Below are 17,957 nucleotides of genomic sequence, written 5' to 3'. Positions count from 1 at the left end.
CCTCCTAGTCTTTCTTATCTGCAATGGTAATATCTTCGTGACCGTCATACTCTTCCACAGCAACGTTCACGGTTTCATTCAGAGAAGTTGGAATGTTCTTGCCTACAAAGTCTGGCCGAATCGGTAATTCGCGGTGACCACGATCAACTAAGACCGCCAAAGAGATTCGTTGAGGACGGCCGATGTCCATCAGCGCATCCAAAGCAGCCCGCACTGTCCGGCCGGTGAAGAGCACATCGTCAACCAGGATGACGTGCTTGCCAGTAATATCAACCGGGATGTCGCTGCCGTTAACCTTGGGATCGCGATTCTGGTTGACATCGTGGCGGTCATCACGATAAAGAGTGATGTCTAAGGAACCAAACGGAACGTCGGCACCTTCCAACTGTTTCATCCGTTTCACCAAACGTTTCGCCAAATAAACGCCGCGAGTTTTAATGCCAACGAAAACTAAGTTATCAACACCCTTATTCTGCTCGATGATCTCGTAAGTAATTCGCGTCAATGCACGTTGCATACTAGAGCCATCCACTACTTCGTGGGCCACGATTATACCTCCTTAAAAAACAAACGCTCTTGGAAAGTGTCCAAGGGCGTTCAGCATCATTTCTGCCGTATCCTTTAAGACCTCTCCGTGCCTCTTAAAAGGTTTGATTAAAATAAGTTTAATCGCCCGCAACTTGAGTGTCAACTCAGGCCTAGCGTATAATCATTACATTCTAATAAAAGGGTGAATGAAGCATGCAAAATTTTTTATTTGATTTTGACGGAACCCTCGCCAATTCCGGTCCAACCGTCACGATGGCCGCTCAGGAAGCCTTTAAATCCTGCCATCTACGGATCCCCAGCGAGCATGACATTTTAGATCATATGGGGTTGCCAATTGAGGCCTTTTTCCCGAAGCTGGCACCCACCGCGTCTGATGAAACGATGCAACGGGTCTACCAGGCATTTCGCTACTATTGCGAAGGGCCAGCCCGCCGCAAGACTCGCCTTTTCCCGGGCGTCGAAAACACACTGACGCAGTTGTTTAAGCAGCAAAAACGTCTCTTCATTGTGTCCAGCAACCTGTCAGATAACATTTTGCAGTACCTCCACCAATTTGGTGTTACCAAGGACTTCATCCAGGTGATCGGTGCCGATATGGTTGCTCATACTAAACCTGCTCCGGATGGTGTCGACCAGATCGTTGACAATTACCATCTTGACCGTAATGAAACAATGGTGATCGGTGATGCCCGTTACGACTTGCAAATGGGGAGAAACGCCCACGTTAAGACCTGTGCGGCTACTTGGGGCGCCTTCAACGTTAAATCTTTGCGTGCCGAACATCCTGATTACCTGATCAAAGACCCGCGAGACCTTCTCAAAATTTAAAGAAATCAACAGCTTAATTGGGTGGCACTTGTTATACAATCACCCCATAATGTGAGAAATATTCTTTATTTATTTGTGATAAATATTATCGATTCTGCGCGATTTGTTGACCTGCCAAGGTTCATTCAACAAAATAATTCAGACGATTATTGAATTGTTGTTCTGTGCTAAACTAGCTGTACAATACTTTGCCTACTTAATTGGTTATAGGGCGAAAAAAGTTCATCAAATATGTTATTATGTACCTGTAGCCGGTTACATGTTTTACAATATTGTTATTGTTCCTGTTTTAGGAGGTTAAATTATGCAACAATTCTTTACCGTTTTAGGTGGTATGGGCACTTTAGCTTGTGAAAGTTATGTACGTGAACTTGACAAGCGTACTCCTTTCCATTGTGACCAAGATTATTTGAACTACATTGTTGTTAACCACTCAACTATTCCGGACAGAACTGCCTACATTCTGGACCACAGTAAGCCAGACCCGACAATTCCATTGGTTGAAGACATCATTCAGCAAAGCATTTTGAACCCTGCCTTCTTCGTATTAACCTGCAACACCGCTCACTACTTCTATGACGAAATGCAGAAGCACACGGACATTCCGATCCTGCACATGCCAAAGCTGACGGTTGCTAACATCAAGAAGATCGCTCCTAATGCTAAGCGGGTTGGTCTGCTGGCTACTCCAGGTACCATCAAGATTGGTATCTACGACAAGTGGATCAAGGAAGCAGGCTATGAAGAAGTAAAACCTGACCAAGACGTAATTGATCAGACTGAAGACCTGATTTACCACGACATCAAGGAAAAGGGTAAGTCTGACGGCAAGAAGTTCCACGAATTAGTACGGACTATGATTGAAGACAAGCACTGTGACGCTGTCATCTTAGGCTGCACGGAACTGTCATTAGCTAACGAACTGAACCCAGAAACCGAATTCCCAGTATCTGACTCACAATCAGTTCTGGTTGACAAGTCACTGGAATTAGGTGAACAGTTACGTAAGAACGGTCACATTGACATGAACCACCTGGACGAAATGTAATTACTAAATTTCATCTAAGTTGCATAAAATCCCCTTCATCTACGAAGGGGATTTTTTGTTGCCTATTTTGCAAATGGGTTGATCAAGTTATTTAACTGAAAGCGCCGGTTTAAAGTTTCATAATATCCATCTTGCATCGTTCCCTGCATGAACTTTTCGGTCGTTGCAAAGTCGATCTGGGGATTGCCTGCACACGTAATGAAAGTTTCTACGAGCAGCTTGGCGATTAGTTGTTTGGCCATTTCCTGCTCCACGCTATTGTTTTGACCGTTTCCTTGTATAACCTGAACGATCCGCGCAAATTCACGGTATCGTCGTGCAAATTGCGGATCACGCTGTTCAATTGATCGTCAGCGCCCTATACGTCATGAGTGATAACCAATTGTCATCGGCATTACCATTAACATTGGGTCTTTTGTTAGGCGATATCTGGGCCCGGCTTTCGATCAAACTGTTGTCATTGACAATCCTGCCCTATGATTTAGAACTGTTTCTCATTTTAGCCATTCAAGGCGGCTTAGCGGTAATCTTGAGTGCACCGATTAGTAAGTGGCTATCTTGCCCTGCCTGGCTCTGTGGCTGGGCAATCGGCTTAACTGTGCTAGCCCCACTGAAAGCAGCACTAGCTAATGAGTACTGCTTCCAAATAGGCATTGCCATGGTCATTGGCATCTGGTACATCGGCGCTCTTCTAAATCTGTTGCAAGTTAAATTAGACCAGCTACTAAGTAAACACAATTGATATCAACAATCCGGACCACCGTTAAAGCAAACGATGATCCGGATTTTTCTTTATTGATAGCAAAAATTTGCATAACAAAAAACCGCCAAGGATTAAATCCTTGACGGTTTTGCTAACCGATTGAATCACTTAGATTACGAAAGCAATACTAAGAAGATTGGACCATACAGGGTCAGCAGAATGTTACCGAATACGTATGCCACAGTAAAGGTAGCTGAGAAGTATGGGCCACCAATGGCACCGGAACGTTCGGCAATTTCGTTCAAAGCAGCTGACAGGGTGTCGGCACCTGACAGAGAACCAAGTAAGGAAATTGGTTCCATGTGCAGCAGGTACTTACCAACGTACAGTGAGATGATGTGTGGAACAATTGAAACAATTGCACCGATCAGGAATACGCTGATACCCAGAGTCTGGAATGCTGAAGTAAAGGTACGAGCAGCACCCAGAGCAACGTTAGCGATGAAGAGCATCAGACCATAGTTCTGGAAGTATTCAGCAACACCATCATTAATACTGTTGATGTATTGGTGACGGTCAGACCAAATACTCAAAATCAGACCCATGAACAGTGATGCAGTACCACCACCAAGGGTTAACAGAATACCGTTAACCTTGAAACCAGCCAGGCCTAATACAGCGGCCAAAGAAAGACCGATGGAGAAGGTACCATAGTTGATAGCGGCTTCACTTGCACGCCAACGACCAGCAGACTTCAAAGCAGAAGCAACTTCACTAGCAGAAGTGTTACCAACAAATGAGATGACTGCACCAGCACCAAGGCTGTCAGCATTCTTCATTTCGTTAGCAGCAAGGTCGTAAGTGTTAACAAAGACATGGTTCTTCTTCAAGGTGTCCAGCAGACCCTTGGAGTAGCCGCTGCCCAGAACAAACTTACGTTCCTTAGGTGCCAGCAGTGGTAATTGGGTTTCAGACAAGCCAAGTTCGTGAACACGAACAGCATCGAAGTCGTTAACGTAACCAGCGAGGACAACCGTGTTGCCTGCTGCCAATGACTTACCAGATTCCAGAGGATCGTCACCATCAAACAGACTAGTTACCATAACGCCAGGAACAGTTGCGTTAGCCTTAGCGATGTCCATGCCAACTAATTCGCTATCCTTGTTTACCTTGTAAGCACGGATACGAGTCAGACTAGCAGTGGAGTTGTCGAAGTTCAATTGACGAGCAACCTTCGTAGCTTGAGTACGAATGTCGATGCCTAACATCTTAGGTGCGATATCACGCAGGAAGATCAAGACACCAATAGTACCAAATACGTAGGTCAATGCGTAAACAATTGGAACTTGTGAATTGTACAAAGCCTTAGTTGCGCCACTTACAGGCAGGTTGGCAATAGTGGTTTGAGAACTACCAATAACAGCAGATTGAGTCAAAGCACCAGCCACGATACCTGCGGCAACACCTGGCTTTACGTGGAAGACGATGAAGCAAACCCAGGCAGTCAAGAAAGCAAGAATCAAGAAGACGAAGCTTTCAATAACAACCTTAGCCCCAAACTTCTTCAGGGACGAAATAAATTGTGGTCCAACACGGTAACCAACAGCGAACATGAAGGCGTCGAAGAAGATGCTTCCAAGTACTGCGGTTTGCTTTTGTGGCCAAACAACAATTTGACCAATGATCAGTCCAACAATCAATACACCAACAACGTTACCTAACTTGAAGCTCTTACCGAACTTCAGCATCCCAAGGAGATAACCAAGGAACAGGCAGAGGAAGAGGGTAAAGATTGGCTGAGCTGCCATAAATTTACCTAATGCACTCATATTTTTCTCCTAACCAATAAATACATCTGTCGCGGGGACAGATGATTTATTAACAACAATTATTTTTCTTCTTGGTACTTAGCGTAGTATTCATCTACTAAGTTACGCATGTCTTCGCCAAGGATCTTGTAGTCAACAGCGCTCAAGTTAGCGAAGGATACACGTACGTAACCTTCTGGAGCACCGAATGCCATAGTGTCCATGACGTTACCACCGTATTCAACAGCCAGACGGTATTCAAAGTGAAGAACAGTGTAGTTCTTCTTGAACCATTCAGCAAAGTCGTCACCGTGCATCATGCTCATCAGATCGTAAATGGATACCATGCAGTAGTAAGCACTGTTGTTATCCTTCAGAGGGTCCTTAAGGCCTAAGGTGTTCCAAAGCATGTCGTGACGTTGACGGGTAAGAACACGTGATTCTTCCATGTATGGGTCAATGCCATTGTGAATCAGACTAGTGAATGCGAGCATGCATTCTTGAATCTGTTCATGAGTAGACAGACCAGCAACGTGAGCCAGACCAACAGAACGTGAGTCTGCGCACAGACGGTCAATCCACTTCATGCCAACTGGGTCGCCAGTAATGATGCTGTAACGGTCAACGTAGTCCTTGTTGATTTCAGGGTTGTTCTTAGCCTTTTCCTGAATCAAGCGGTCCATAACGTTGTCCTTGTTAACTGCAACAACACCAAGACGGTGACCAGTTACGCCGTAAAGCTTGGAGAAGGAGTAAACAAGGATAGTGTTGTGTGGCAATACGTTGTACAGAGAAGTGTATCCTGGAGCGAAAGTACCATAAACATCATCGGTAAGGATGATCAGGTTCGGGTTAGCCTTAACAACTTCTTGCAACTTCTTCATGACATGTTCGTTGAATGCACGTGCCGGTGGATTCATAGGGTTAGTAGCAAAGAATGCCTTAATCTTTGGATCCTTCAGTTCGTCCAATTGTTCGTCAGTCATTTGCCAGTCGTTTTCAGCCTTTGGCAGAACTTCCTTGATGTTCAGCTGGTATTCCTTCAATGCAGGAATTTGCAGGTATGGAGTAAAGATAGGTGAATTAATTGCAATCGTGTCACCTGCGTTCAGCAGTTCAGATGCCTTCATTTCCTGGAAGATGTAGCACATAGCCATTGCTCCACCTTCAGTTGGGAACAGGTCAGTCTGGTTAGCAAGGTCGCCATCTGCCATGTGGTTCTTTTGCAAGAATGCACGCAGAATTGGTTCTACGTTGTTAAGGATACGGTCCGGAACTGGATAGTGGTCACCGATAGCCCCGTCAATCATGTCGTACATGAATGCGTCCTTGTCGTCAATTTCAAGGTTGGCCATAGCCCAGCCAAATGATTGACGCAGGAACTTGTCCACGTCAGAGTCGCCTAAAGCACTCATGATACGAGCAAACATGCCTTCCTTTTCAGGAGAGCCAACCATTTCTTCATGGTCGTTTGTCATAACACGCTTACCTTCTTGAACACCTAATTCAACCAAACGGTTAAGTGCAAGACGGCCCATAGCGTTGAACCAGTTAGGGTTACCACGGCCAGCGTCAACAACTCGGTTGCCCTTCAAGTTCTTTGAAAGCTTGCTCTTGAAGATAGCAGCAATTTCAAAGCTTGACATCTTAGCATACTTGTCAACAACAGAGTCATCGACTTTGTTGAACATACTCAAATCAGCAGTCATGTCATTACCTCATTTCATAAATCTAACTAATTGTACCCGGCTACGTTTCAATCATAACACTTTCAATTATTTAGTCCAGGCTTTATTAACATAAATGTCGGTGAAGTTTATTCTAATTTTTCTCTAATTTTTACAATCAAACCTATTGTGCTATATGGCGTGTTTGCGCTTACATTACATTTAATGATTGCATATTATCGTTCGGTTTTTCTCATTTTTCCCGTATTATAGTTAACATCTATTAGACACCGCTATAAGTGTGAAAGTGCTGTCATTTTGCACAACTATTTCTTACGTTATTAATTAAACTTTTTCATAATAGCAATCCATCTTGGTGTTCACGTTCTCATAAATTAGCATTTGTTATCATTTTGCCCAACTCAAATTTCTTTCAACTTTCGGACTATTTAGGCGCTCTTTTAATGTAATATCTAATAAAAAGATTACTTTGCTAAATCACGATATTTGGTGGATCTTCAAAAGTTACGTTTTTTTATTCTCTTAACGTACGTTATATAATAAATGCTAATTTACCGGTGCGTAAACTCGGTAATTATTCTTTTACGAGCTCCGTATTTATGCTATGATTATGCCAATTTTTTAAGGGGGTCTTTTTTTATGAAGGTGTGCAAGTTTGGCGGCAGTTCGCTTGCTGATGGTAAGAATTATGAACACGCGGTCAACATTATTAAAAGTGATCCCGAACGCCGTGTCATTGTTACTTCGGCCCCAGGCAAACGCCATAACGGCGATATCAAAGTCACTGACCTGCTGATCAAATATGCTAATGCGATTTTGGCTGGTCAAGACGGGCAAACCATCGTTGACGAAATTTTTGCTCGATACCAGGCAATTGGCGCTTACTTTGGCGTTTTAGAAAAGGACGTTGAAGAGATTAAGGAGATTTTGCTGGCCTTACCCAAGAAGGACTATCCTAGCGCTGACTATTTAATGGCTGCATTCAAAGCTCATGGTGAACGCCTAAACGCTCGCTTGATGGCAATCGTTTTGAATCACTTGGGGATCAAAGCTCGGTTTGTTGATGCAAAAGAAGCTGGCATCGTGGTTACCGGTCGACCAGATGACGCGACTGTCGCGGCGGAAACTTACGATAACTTAGCACGCATAAAGTTACGCGATGATGAACGACTGATCTTCCCTGGTTTCTTCGGCTATACGCCTGCGGGCAACATTGCGACTTTTGCTCGTGGTGGCTCAGACATCACTGGTGCCATCTTGGCTCGTGGCTTACACGCCGATGTCTATGAAAACTTCACCGACGTTGACGCAATCTTTGCTGCCAATCCAGCAATCGTCAAAGACCCTGCACCAATCAAAACGATGACATTCCGTGAAATGCGTGAGTTATCCTCTGCCGGTTTCTCCGTTCTGCAAAACGAAGCGTTACTCCCTGCCATTCAAGGCAACGTCAAAATCAACGTTAAAAACACTGCCCACCCTGACTTACCAGGAACAATGGTCGTTTCCGAAAATGGCTTCCATCCTACTTCCACCATTACTGGCATCGCTGGTGGTCCGAATTTTGCGGCGCTTTACCTGCATAAATACCTTCAAAACAAGGAAGTTGGCTCGACTCTGCGGATCCTTAACATCTTAAAGCGTCATAACCTGCGCTACGAACATATGCCATCTGGAATCGATGACGTAACGATTATTTTCAATAAGGATGAACTGCAGGGCGATGTTGTCGATCAAGTCTGTAATGAAATCCAAGCGGAAATTCAGCCTGACCGGTTAGAATTTTATGGCAATTATGCTTTATTAGAAGTTGTTGGCGAAGGCATGGCCGAAAAGCCCGGTGTTTCCGCTGCTATCCTCTCCGCTTTAGCTAAGGAAAACATCTATGTTCCTATGATTAACAAAGGTGCTTCCAAGATTTCCATTATGCTGGGCATCAACAAAAAGGACTTCAACAAAGCCGTTCAAGTTGTCTACCAGCGTTTCTTCAAGTAAAAATTTTGATATAAAGACTAAGGAGACCATGAATGATTCATGGTCTCCTTTTCATTTAGAAGCTAAATTTTGCCAATTAGACCAGTCACTCAAAGGATTGATGATCGACCACAATTGACGCCATGATTGACGATGACGTTGACTATGAATGACGGCGCGCTTCATTTGCACGACGCGGTCCGTCACGATGCCGTCGACCCCCTGCCGGCTTAATTGATCCGCAACATGGGCATTGTTAACCGTCCAGCCATAGACGACCTGTCCCTGCTGATGGGTTTGCCAAACAAAGTGCTGGTTGATTCCAGAATATTCAATATTAATTCCGCCAACCGTCTTGGATGGGCCACCAACGTCGTATGCCTGGATGTAAACAGGCTTGAGTCCCGGTGCCAATCGCTTTTCTTTTCTCACTAGGTCATAATCCATCGATTGGACAAGATCATGATCACGCAAGAGACGGCGCCGGTATTTGCGATTAAACTGCTGCAGATAGTCAGTCGACTCATGGCCAGTGGTCTTAATCTCGATCAAAAGCCGTTGGTGCGCTTTTTCCGCCGCAGCCAGATACTGATCGAAACTGGCAACGTGAGCCTGGTGGCCGTTCTCCTTGGCAACCAGCTTCGTTCCCTGCTTCAAGGTCAACTGTCGTGGGAGTTTGTTGACCCCTGTCAGTTTTTTGTAGTTCTCATCATGCATCACTATCCAACGGTGATCCTTGGTCTCGTGAATATCGATTTCTACCAGGTCTGGGTGGTAATGGCGGTGAGTCCGTTGCATTGCCGGAATGGTATTTTGCACCCCATTTTTGTCGACGACCCCGCGGTGAGAAATCATGGCGACATGGCGTGGCTGTACACTGGTTGCAACATAGCGATAATCGTTGACCGCAATCAATCCCAGCCACAAAAGCGGCAACACTAAGGCAAGACTACTCAACTCCGTCTTGTCAACACTCACTGTTGTATCCGCCAATTGCCAGTTAACCAGCAAAAACACTAGCGCAATTAACGCCACCGTATTGACAATCACTAACACGACCGTCTCAAGCTGCACTTGTTGATTAATTGGCTGGAGGCACAGTAAACAGAGTCCATTAACTAACCAAGTCACCGCGGCAGCCAACAGCAGTCCTTTCAGATCGGACCAACTATGGCTTGGTGATTGCCGTAACTGTTTCAATGCCTGTTTGAGCGTTCGCTGCTTGGTCACGATTAAGCAGAGTACTCGTTTGAAACGCCAAGCCAGATACAAGACTAGCAAGTACAGCACCACGCCGACCGCCACGACAATCCGATTACGCGTGAGGTAGTCTAGGAAGACGATTGGCGCCCGTCCGGCAACTAGCAGTGGTGTCCGGAAACATAGACTGAAGAGCGGCAAGAATGCCAAAAACATCAATAGGGCTGGCCAAAAAGCACTGATCCAGTGTTCTTTGATCACCTGGCCTAGCTTTGGCAGCCAACTTTTCCCTTCTATTTCCCGGGAAATAAAATCAACTCCGGTCACCCAGACAATGCTTAAGCAATCGATCATCAACGCGATGATTGCTAACTCAACCAGGATGCCTACAGCTACCAGCGGTCGTTGCTGCACTAACCGGACCCCACTGGATATTGAAACAATCGGGTTCTCCCCAGCAAGCAGCAGCTGGTCACCACCCCAACGAATAAGCGGAATGGCAATCAATTGCAAAAATAGGCTGATTGCCGCTGCTAATCCAAAGAGCTGCAGCCATTGATTCTTATTCAATTTTTGCTGCAAATGTCTCAACTAAAACTCTCCCTAAAGTGCGTGTAGGTCACCAGTTTGAACAAAGTACAGGTAGCGCTTCGTCACTGGTATTTGATTTTGACTATTTAAAGCCTCGGTATACAGCTCGATCTGGCCTGCATACTCGTTCACCAATTTGGCCAATCTGGTCTTGTCGCCAGGCTTTAAGCGATCAGTCTTGTAATCAAACAAGGTGATCCCCTTTTCGCCAACCAAGTAACCATCAATGATTCCGTGAATCAAAATTGGGCCGTCGTCTTCCTTTAAACCGCTGAACAGATCTTGGCCATCCTTCAACATTGAAAATGGCTGTTCACGATAAAGGTTGTCAGGGTGCTTTAATATTTGCTGCCCCAGTTTAGTCTGATAGAAGGTCGCAACTCCTTCAGCATTAATGGCATCAGCTATTTTTTCATTGGCAATCAAGCCCTGCGACAATAAATCGTCAATTGTGTCTTTGACCGTTGCCAAATCAACTTTGCCGTTGCCCACATTAATTTTTTGAAAGACCAAGTGGGTAGCCGTCCCAATTTCAGTTGGGGAAAGCTTGCTTTCAGTATCCATAAACTGTGGCTGGCCAAAGTCCGTGTCACTGTATCGCCCACTGGTCTTCGGCTGACCATTCTTGTAAGTCAGTGTCCCCATTGACTGATCATCAGGATCCTGATTAACAAACAGTCCCTTAATTGCTGAAACCGATTGGTAAGGCGTTGTTTCTACGGCTGCCTTATGCTGATAGTCTAAGTTGATAACTTTGCTGAGGAAATCACGATCTTTGCGTGCCAGCACCTTATCGTCGGTCGCTGCCATCTTTTGCTGACCACGTTGCTTATCCAGTGCTGCCAATGCCTTATCAACCTTATCGGCATTGTATAGCTGCACATTGAAGTCAGCATCAACGAAATCACCACTGTAGCGAGCATCCTGATCAAACTTTTGCCCCAATACTTGTGGATCAAAGTTTGGTGTACGAACCAGACAGGCGCCGATCCAGTCGAGCATCGACTTAGCACTCAACCGGTATTCGGCCCCCAAGACCAGCGAATCGCTCTGCAAGGCTTTTTCCCAAGTCTTCCATTTTTGTTCTAGGTTGCCCATCTTGTTGTTTTCGTTAACTGAACCCGTGATGATCAGCTTCTGTTTAGCCCGGGTTAAGGCAACGTACAGCAGACGCATTTCTTCCGCGCGGTTGTCTCGTTTCAACGAGTCAGCGATGATGGTCCGTTGCGGCAAATCATACTTAGTCGGCAATGCCAACTGATCGCTGTCGTCTGCATCAATCAGCGATGAATTGCCAATGTAGTTCAAGCCGATCCCCTGGTTAGGGTCAACGATCAAGCTGCCGATTACATCTTGGTTGTTAAAGCCCTTGTTGCTATTGATTAAGAAGACAATTGGGAATTCTAGCCCCTTGCTTCCGTGAATCGTCATGACGTTGACCGCGTCGTCTGCCAATTGCACCGGCGCTTCACCCAGATCCTCATTCTGCTTCTGCATCCAATCGATGAAGTGAACAAACTGGTAGAGGCCTTTGAAACTGCTGTTCTCATAAGCTTGGGCCCGTTCATAAAGCGCATGCAGGTTGGCCTGCCGCTGCGCTCCGCCTTGCATGATCCCTACATAATCAAGGAAACCGGTGGTCTGATAAATCTGCCAGATCAATTCAACCAGGCCTTCCTGCTGGGCGATTCGCTGGTACCTGTGCAAGTCGTTCATAAATTTAAAGAGCTTATTGAAAAGCGTAATTTGATCAACTTTATCTGCCTCACTATCTTTCAGTGGCAGAATCTTTTTAATATTTACGAACCGGCTGACTGCGTGATAGAAGTTGTTGTAACGATCATGGACCCGCAAAAAGGCCATTTCTGGTTCATTCAAACCCACGATTGGTGACCGCAGTACTGCCGCCAATGGAATGTCCTGCATTGGGTTATCGATGATCTTTAAGAGTGACACAATCGTCCGAATTTCCGTTGCTTTAAAGAAATTCTTCGAGTCATGGACCATTACCGGAATGTTTAAGCGTTCAAATTGGGAAATGATCTTGGTGTTGGCTTCCTTATTCCGTTCCAATAGGACAATGTCAGAAGGCTTGATCGGCCGCATTTCCTTGGTCGCTGAATCATAGATCTTTTCGCCATTATCCAACATTTGCCGGATCCGCATGCCAACCATCCAAATCTCACCGCTGAGTTTGTCGGCGCCTTCAGGACGTTGCACATAAGCCGATTGCTGCTTTTTGTCTTGGTCGTCCTCATCCGCATTCGCGTCGTAAATCATCACTTCCGTTGCCGGCTGATCAGCTTGGTTATACCATTTGGCACCATACTTCAGTTGCGCTTGATCATCATAGTCCATCCGCCCAACTTCCTTGTCCATCAGCTGTTTGAAGATCAAGTTAGTGAAATCAACTACGCCCTTCATTGAACGGAAGTTATCGGCCAGTGAAATCGTCTCGTTTCCCGCATCTTCACCGGCAAAGCGCTGACCCTTTTCCAAGAAGAGGGTTGGATCCGCTTGACGGAAGCGATAAATGGACTGCTTAACGTCTCCCACCATGAACATATGGTTAGAATGCGAATCATGCAGCTGGCCAAGTAATTCATCTTGCAGGCGGTTAGTGTCTTGGTACTCGTCAACCAAGATCTCCTTGAAGTGCTGCTGCAATTGCTTGCGCACGGCCACGCCCGCTTCCGTCTGGTCAGTCAGAATCTGGTAGGCATAGTGTTCCAGGTCACTGAAGTCCAATAAATGCCGCGAAAGTTTTGCCTTTTGGTAGTCCTGACGATAACGAATGGTGACCTTGACCAGTTCTTGCACCATTGATTTAGCGGCCTTCGTCACGGTTGACAATTGCTCATTGCCATACATGAAGTAGGAATTGTGAATGCTGTCAATGTCCTTCTTAACCGCGTCACGACGGGCTTTACACAGCTGATATTCATCCTTTTCAACTTTGATCCTAATGCCCTTTAGAGAAGCAAACGCACTTTTATCAATCAAGCTCCGCAGTTGATCCCAGCTGACATTACTATCGCTAAGCGCTTGATACATCTCATCAACCGCTGTTTGGTCGGCATTGATAATTTTCGTCAGCTTATCATTTTCAAACATGTCGACCTTTTCAGCGTTGGCCTGACAATCCTCAAGATCCTGCTTTAGCCGGCGCTTCAGGATTGACTGCAGATGCCGCTGGTAGAACATGCTCTGCTTCCAGTCGCCTTCTTTAGGCAATTCATAGTTGTCTTCAAGGCTGTGGAGCCAGGCTTCAGGATTAGGTTGCGCATTGGCTTCGTTGTAGAGTTTCTCCACCACGTCGGCCAAACCTTCACCAACGTTTGACTTAGCATTGACAAAGTTCTGTGACAGTCTAATAAAGGCCTGCTGCTCGCTTTCTTGGCCAAAGTAGTATTCCTGCAAGTCCTTAAAAACTTGTTCTTTGATTAGGTGCTGCTCGGTATCATCCGTCAACAGGCGGTACTGCGGGTCTAAACCAATCACATAGTAATAGCGCTTGATTAGCTGCTCACAGAAGGCATGAATGGTGGAAATGTTTGCGATGGCCACCCGGTTGACCTGCCTTTTCAGGTGCGCATCGTCAGACTTTAATAAACGTTGACGGATCCGTTCACGCATGTTCTTGGCAGCTTCCTTGGTGAAGGTTACCAGCAGCATCGAATCGATGTTCAAGTCCTTGTTTTCTTTCAAGAGCCTGATTACCCGTTCGACCAGCACCGCCGTCTTACCAGAACCGGCTGAAGCAGAAACCAGGATGTCTTTGTTGCGATCATTTACCGCACTTTTTTGCGATGTCGTTAAATCTTTGTCATTCATCGTTTAATCCTCCTGGTCATTATTCTTCAGCTTGCTCAAAACGTCATCATCACTTTCATCGATGTAATTGTATTTGTGGTAGTCCAGCATGTTGTCGAAACGGAAAACATCCAGATAATCACTGTAATCCAACCCAGTCCGCTTATCCCGGTGGAATGGGTGCAGCTGCACGTCTCCTGCTAAAATATTCGTCGCTGCATCGATCAATAATTGCTGATTACGCTGCAATAACGCGGCTAACTCGGCGGCGTTGACTAACAGGCTCCCCGTCTTCTTCTTAAACGTATACGGCTGCTCTTGCTTAGTTTCTTTGTTCTTATTCTGCTTGGTGCTGAGGTCTAACAGGCGCCGCTGCCCTTTCACCAGTCCATGATCCAATTGCATCAGCAACTGAGGGTCGTTCATGATGACACCATGATAAAGGTGTTTTTGCAATTCAACATCGGTCGCATCGCCCTTTTGCAGGTCGCCATAATGATAGCTTGGTGCATTCAGGTGCAGGTAAAGCGCGCCGCCGACCTTTGCTTTTGCCTTAATCGCTGCCAGGTGCTGGCTCAAGCTGTTCAGATAGGTCAACATCTGCAGGTCTAGGCCGTAATAAGCGTCCACCAAGTCAAACTTTTTGTTGCCTGACTTGTAGTCCACAACGTTGTAGTAGGTGGCATCATCTTGCACGGCAATTTTATCCAGCCGGTCGATCCGGCCCCGCACAAATACCTGTTGCTGGTTTGCCAACTGGTAATGCAAAGCGGCCCATGCGCCCTTGCTTTCATCGGTTTGGTCAAAGCTCAATTCAACGTCAACCGGGTGGGCATCACTGGCCTTAGCCTGATTGCGCAGCACGCGGCCCATCGTTGTCGCCACCCCTTGCAGATAGTGCTTTTGATAGGCGATCCGCCGGTAGTTTTTCGCCAATTGGTTAATTGCCGGCTGCTGAGCAAACGCCCAATCCATCGCTTGATTCATCCGCTTGGTCAATTCTTCATCGGTCAAGTCTGCCAACTTCTCGTTACCGTTAATGACACTATCGATCAGCTTTTCCATTGAGTCGTGGTAGAAGGTACCCGAATCCGCATTCGAAATCTCCAATTCGTCACGTTTCTTCAGCTTCAAGCCAAACTTCAGGAAGTACTCATATGGGTTCCGGTAGTAGGTCTGCAGCTGCGAAATGGACGTATACAGAGTGTTGTGGCGCTTCTTTTTGTCTTGCGGATCGGTTTCCCCATATAACTGACTTGCCAGCTCTTTTGACAAGTTGGTCGTGTCATTGCTGTATTTGAAGTTCCGTAATTGCTCAACACGATCTTGATTCAGTAAAGCGCTAACCTGCCGCCAAGCACTGCCTAACTTAGCATTGCTGTTTTTGACATCGCGATAAACCTGTACATAGGCAGACCAAGTTGCTGCTTGAGAACTGACAAACGGCTTCAGGTCGGCAAAGTCGCTTTGTGGAACTGGTGCCATTGGCATATCTTCGGTAAACGACTTGGTGGAATCGTCATACTTATTGCAGTATCTAGCCAGGCCAACCATATACGGTGAAGGCCGCAATGCACCATCATCACCACCAGCAATCGGTGCCGACATAAACAATTCGTTTTCGGCCGCCAGCATGCCCAAACAGTTAATAAGTGGTTCGTTACGGATCCGTCCCAAACCAACCTGCGGCAAGAATTGGTTGTCTGCCAGACAATTCTTCAACAGGTCACGGTCATCGTCACTTAACAGGCTGTTGTTAACCGAAACTTCAGGCATCACGTCATCAGTTGAACCAATCATAAAGACCACTTTACGCTGGTCAGTCTGCGTGATCCCCGTTTCTGAAACCAGGACCTGGTCGATGGTCGACGGAATTTGTGAGTAGGTCGCCACTTGGAAGCCGACTGTCAGCAGGTTCTGGAAGCTGTCCAAGTCAAAATCATCGTCACCCATGATTGCAACGTATTCATCCAGCAGATTGCAGAAAGTGTGCCAAACCTGCTGCGGCTCCTGGGCCTGGTTAAGGTCACCAGCGGCACTGGCATTGTTAGCCCAGCGCTTCAGCTGCTTAGGAAGGTCTAAATCACTCAGGCCTTGATAAAGGATTGTCGCGCCCATTTTACCAGTCTTGGCTGCCTTTAAAGCGTCCACCAGCGGAGCGATGTGGTCACGGACATAGTTATGCACGAGGTTAAGCTGGCGGTCTAATCGCTGCTCTTTGTATAGTGCTCGTTGGCCTTCTTTGGTTGTTTTATCCACGGCATCGGCCTGGAACAGCGGATCATATGACCAATCTTCTTTACTCAACCAGTCCTTCTTCGTCCGGCTGTATTTCAGGCACCAGTTTTCGGCTTGGTAAACGGCATACTTAAATCCACGGCTGTTCTGCGGCTTCAATAGGCCCGTCTTCAACAGTTGCAACACGTCTTCAAGCTGGTAATTACGATCAGCAATTTTAAACAAGGCGTCCAACAACGTGACTAACGGTGCATCCGCCATCGACCGATCATTATCGTTAAACACCGGCACACCATGTGATTCAAAGATTGGTTCCAGCATCGTTTCATAACCATCCAAATGCCGGGTCAACACGAGAAAATCACGGTAACGATAGCGCTTCTGCTTGCCATCTTGATCGGTGTACTTTTCAGTTGCCACCATCTGCCGAATTTTGGCGGCCACACGGGACAGTTCATCAAAGCGGGTTGGCGCAGTGAAGAAGTGAACGTGGTCCAGTGTATTGCCTTCCTTTAATGGTTTAGGGTTGGTCAGCCGCGTCATACTGTCCATCCACTGTTCAACCGCAGCCAGATCCGCATTCGTCCGTTTTTGACTGGCTTCAATGTTTGGCAGGATGTCGATCCCTTCATTTTGCGCAAAAGATCGTAATCGCTTGTACTGGTTCAGCGTCATGCTATACAAATCATCGTCAACCGGGTGTTGGACTTCTTGGTGATTCAAAATGAGGCTGATCATAGTACTTTTGCCGTTTCTGATCATTGCCTCAACCATTGCCTCTTCCTTCGCCGAGAACTGGCTATTGAAACGGTCCAGGTAAAAATGAACATGGCTCAAGTCTTGCTGGTCCAACTGCTTCGTCAGCTGCTCGTAGATGGTTGCTGTATTCAGTCGTCCAGCCAGCGCCTGATCAAACTGGTCATAGACGTGGAACAGCATCTGGATCTTGGCACTCGCATCCGCTTGGGAATCACTGCTAGAGAGCTGCTGCAGCTTTTCGACGATCTTATCCGTCGCATGGGGGTCGATGTTGCCATTCTCAAACTCAATCAGTTGCTGCGTTAAGTCTTGAATGAAGCCGGATTGGTGCGCTTCCTTGGCAAACAGATGCAGGTCGTCAACGGACATGCCCGCCACAATTTTAGCAACCAGCATGTTCATCCCCACTTGCGAGATCCGCTGCCGCTGGTATTGGGGCTGGTCACGCAAGATTAACCAGGCAAACCGGCTAAATGACAAGATTTGCAAACGGGATTGTGCATAAACATCTTCTTGCTGATGTATTTCACGGAGGCGTTGTAGCACCCGAATTTCGGTTGAAAACTTAATGTGGTTCGGTACCAGGTAAAAGAACTGATCGTCTGGGTATTTCTGCATGTCTTTATCCAGCTGTTGAATCAACTCTTTTTCGTGATTTTTAGCTGCTGGTCCGGTAACAAATTGCAGCGTGCTCATTACTGCTCCTCCTATTCGTTGATAAATTAAAAAAGTGGCCGAAGTTACTGCAACTTCTAAGC

11 protein-coding genes are annotated in these 17,957 nt (G+C 46.3%); 4 read left to right on the top strand and 7 right to left on the bottom strand.

Features of this window, described 5'->3' with window-relative positions; translation table 11 throughout:
- Positions 1-4 precede the first annotated feature (4 nt).
- Complete coding sequence (pyrR, locus tag IV45_RS07390; RefSeq protein ID WP_057742215.1) at positions 5-547, bottom strand: bifunctional pyr operon transcriptional regulator/uracil phosphoribosyltransferase PyrR; 543 nt, start codon at positions 545-547, stop codon at positions 5-7.
- A gap of 194 nt (positions 548-741) precedes the next feature.
- On the opposite strand from pyrR, the gene IV45_RS07385 reads away from it, so the two are divergent.
- A complete protein-coding gene (locus tag IV45_RS07385) occupies positions 742-1,377 on the top strand; it encodes an HAD family hydrolase (RefSeq protein ID WP_057742212.1) in 636 nt (211 codons plus the stop codon).
- Positions 1,378-1,681: 304 nt separating this feature from the next.
- Positions 1,682-2,425 (top strand): aspartate/glutamate racemase family protein, encoded by a 744-nt coding sequence (locus tag IV45_RS07380; RefSeq protein ID WP_057742210.1) that lies wholly within the window; start codon positions 1,682-1,684, stop codon positions 2,423-2,425.
- Positions 2,426-2,487: 62 nt separating this feature from the next.
- Here IV45_RS07380 and IV45_RS07375 read toward each other — a convergent pair whose 3' ends face one another.
- A complete protein-coding gene (locus tag IV45_RS07375) occupies positions 2,488-2,667 on the bottom strand; it encodes a hypothetical protein (protein WP_057742207.1) in 180 nt (59 codons plus the stop codon).
- A gap of 125 nt (positions 2,668-2,792) precedes the next feature.
- Here IV45_RS07375 and IV45_RS08095 point away from each other — a divergent pair, with 125 nt between their 5' ends.
- Positions 2,793-3,167 carry a DUF1097 family protein gene (locus IV45_RS08095; protein ID WP_420806393.1) on the top strand — a complete coding sequence of 125 codons (375 nt, stop codon included), beginning with the start codon at positions 2,793-2,795 and terminating at the stop codon, positions 3,165-3,167.
- Positions 3,168-3,301: 134 nt separating this feature from the next.
- Here the strand turns inward: IV45_RS08095 and IV45_RS07370 are convergent, their stop codons facing one another.
- Positions 3,302-4,957, bottom strand: a complete 1,656-nt coding sequence (locus IV45_RS07370) for an aspartate-alanine antiporter-like transporter (RefSeq protein ID WP_057742204.1) — start codon at positions 4,955-4,957, stop codon at positions 3,302-3,304.
- A gap of 59 nt (positions 4,958-5,016) precedes the next feature.
- The gene (locus tag IV45_RS07365; RefSeq protein ID WP_057742202.1) at positions 5,017-6,645 is read right to left on the bottom strand and encodes a bifunctional aspartate transaminase/aspartate 4-decarboxylase; all 1,629 of its coding nucleotides are present in this window, start codon (positions 6,643-6,645) and stop codon (positions 5,017-5,019) included.
- A gap of 618 nt (positions 6,646-7,263) precedes the next feature.
- Between IV45_RS07365 and IV45_RS07360 the strand changes: the two genes are divergently transcribed.
- On the top strand, positions 7,264-8,619 hold the full coding sequence (locus tag IV45_RS07360) for an aspartate kinase (protein ID WP_057742197.1): 1,356 nt from the start codon (positions 7,264-7,266) through the stop codon (positions 8,617-8,619).
- A gap of 51 nt (positions 8,620-8,670) precedes the next feature.
- Here the strand turns inward: IV45_RS07360 and IV45_RS07355 are convergent, their stop codons facing one another.
- The 3 genes from IV45_RS07355 to IV45_RS07345 are packed head-to-tail and all read right to left on the bottom strand — an operon-like array spanning position 8,671 to position 17,895.
- A complete protein-coding gene (locus IV45_RS07355; protein ID WP_057742195.1) occupies positions 8,671-10,389 on the bottom strand; it encodes a glycerophosphodiester phosphodiesterase in 1,719 nt (572 codons plus the stop codon).
- A gap of 12 nt (positions 10,390-10,401) precedes the next feature.
- Positions 10,402-14,223: a helicase-exonuclease AddAB subunit AddA gene (gene addA / locus IV45_RS07350; RefSeq protein WP_057742192.1), complete on the bottom strand. Its 3,822-nt coding sequence runs from the start codon at positions 14,221-14,223 to the stop codon at positions 10,402-10,404.
- A gap of 3 nt (positions 14,224-14,226) precedes the next feature.
- Positions 14,227-17,895: a PD-(D/E)XK nuclease family protein gene (locus IV45_RS07345; RefSeq protein ID WP_057742190.1), complete on the bottom strand. Its 3,669-nt coding sequence runs from the start codon at positions 17,893-17,895 to the stop codon at positions 14,227-14,229.
- Between the last annotated feature and the right edge of the window lie 62 nt (positions 17,896-17,957).

Source organism: Limosilactobacillus secaliphilus, assembly GCF_001437055.1.
GTDB classification, from domain to species: Bacteria; Bacillota; Bacilli; order Lactobacillales; family Lactobacillaceae; genus Limosilactobacillus; species Limosilactobacillus secaliphilus.
This window is presented reverse-complemented; position numbering and strand designations above follow the sequence as displayed.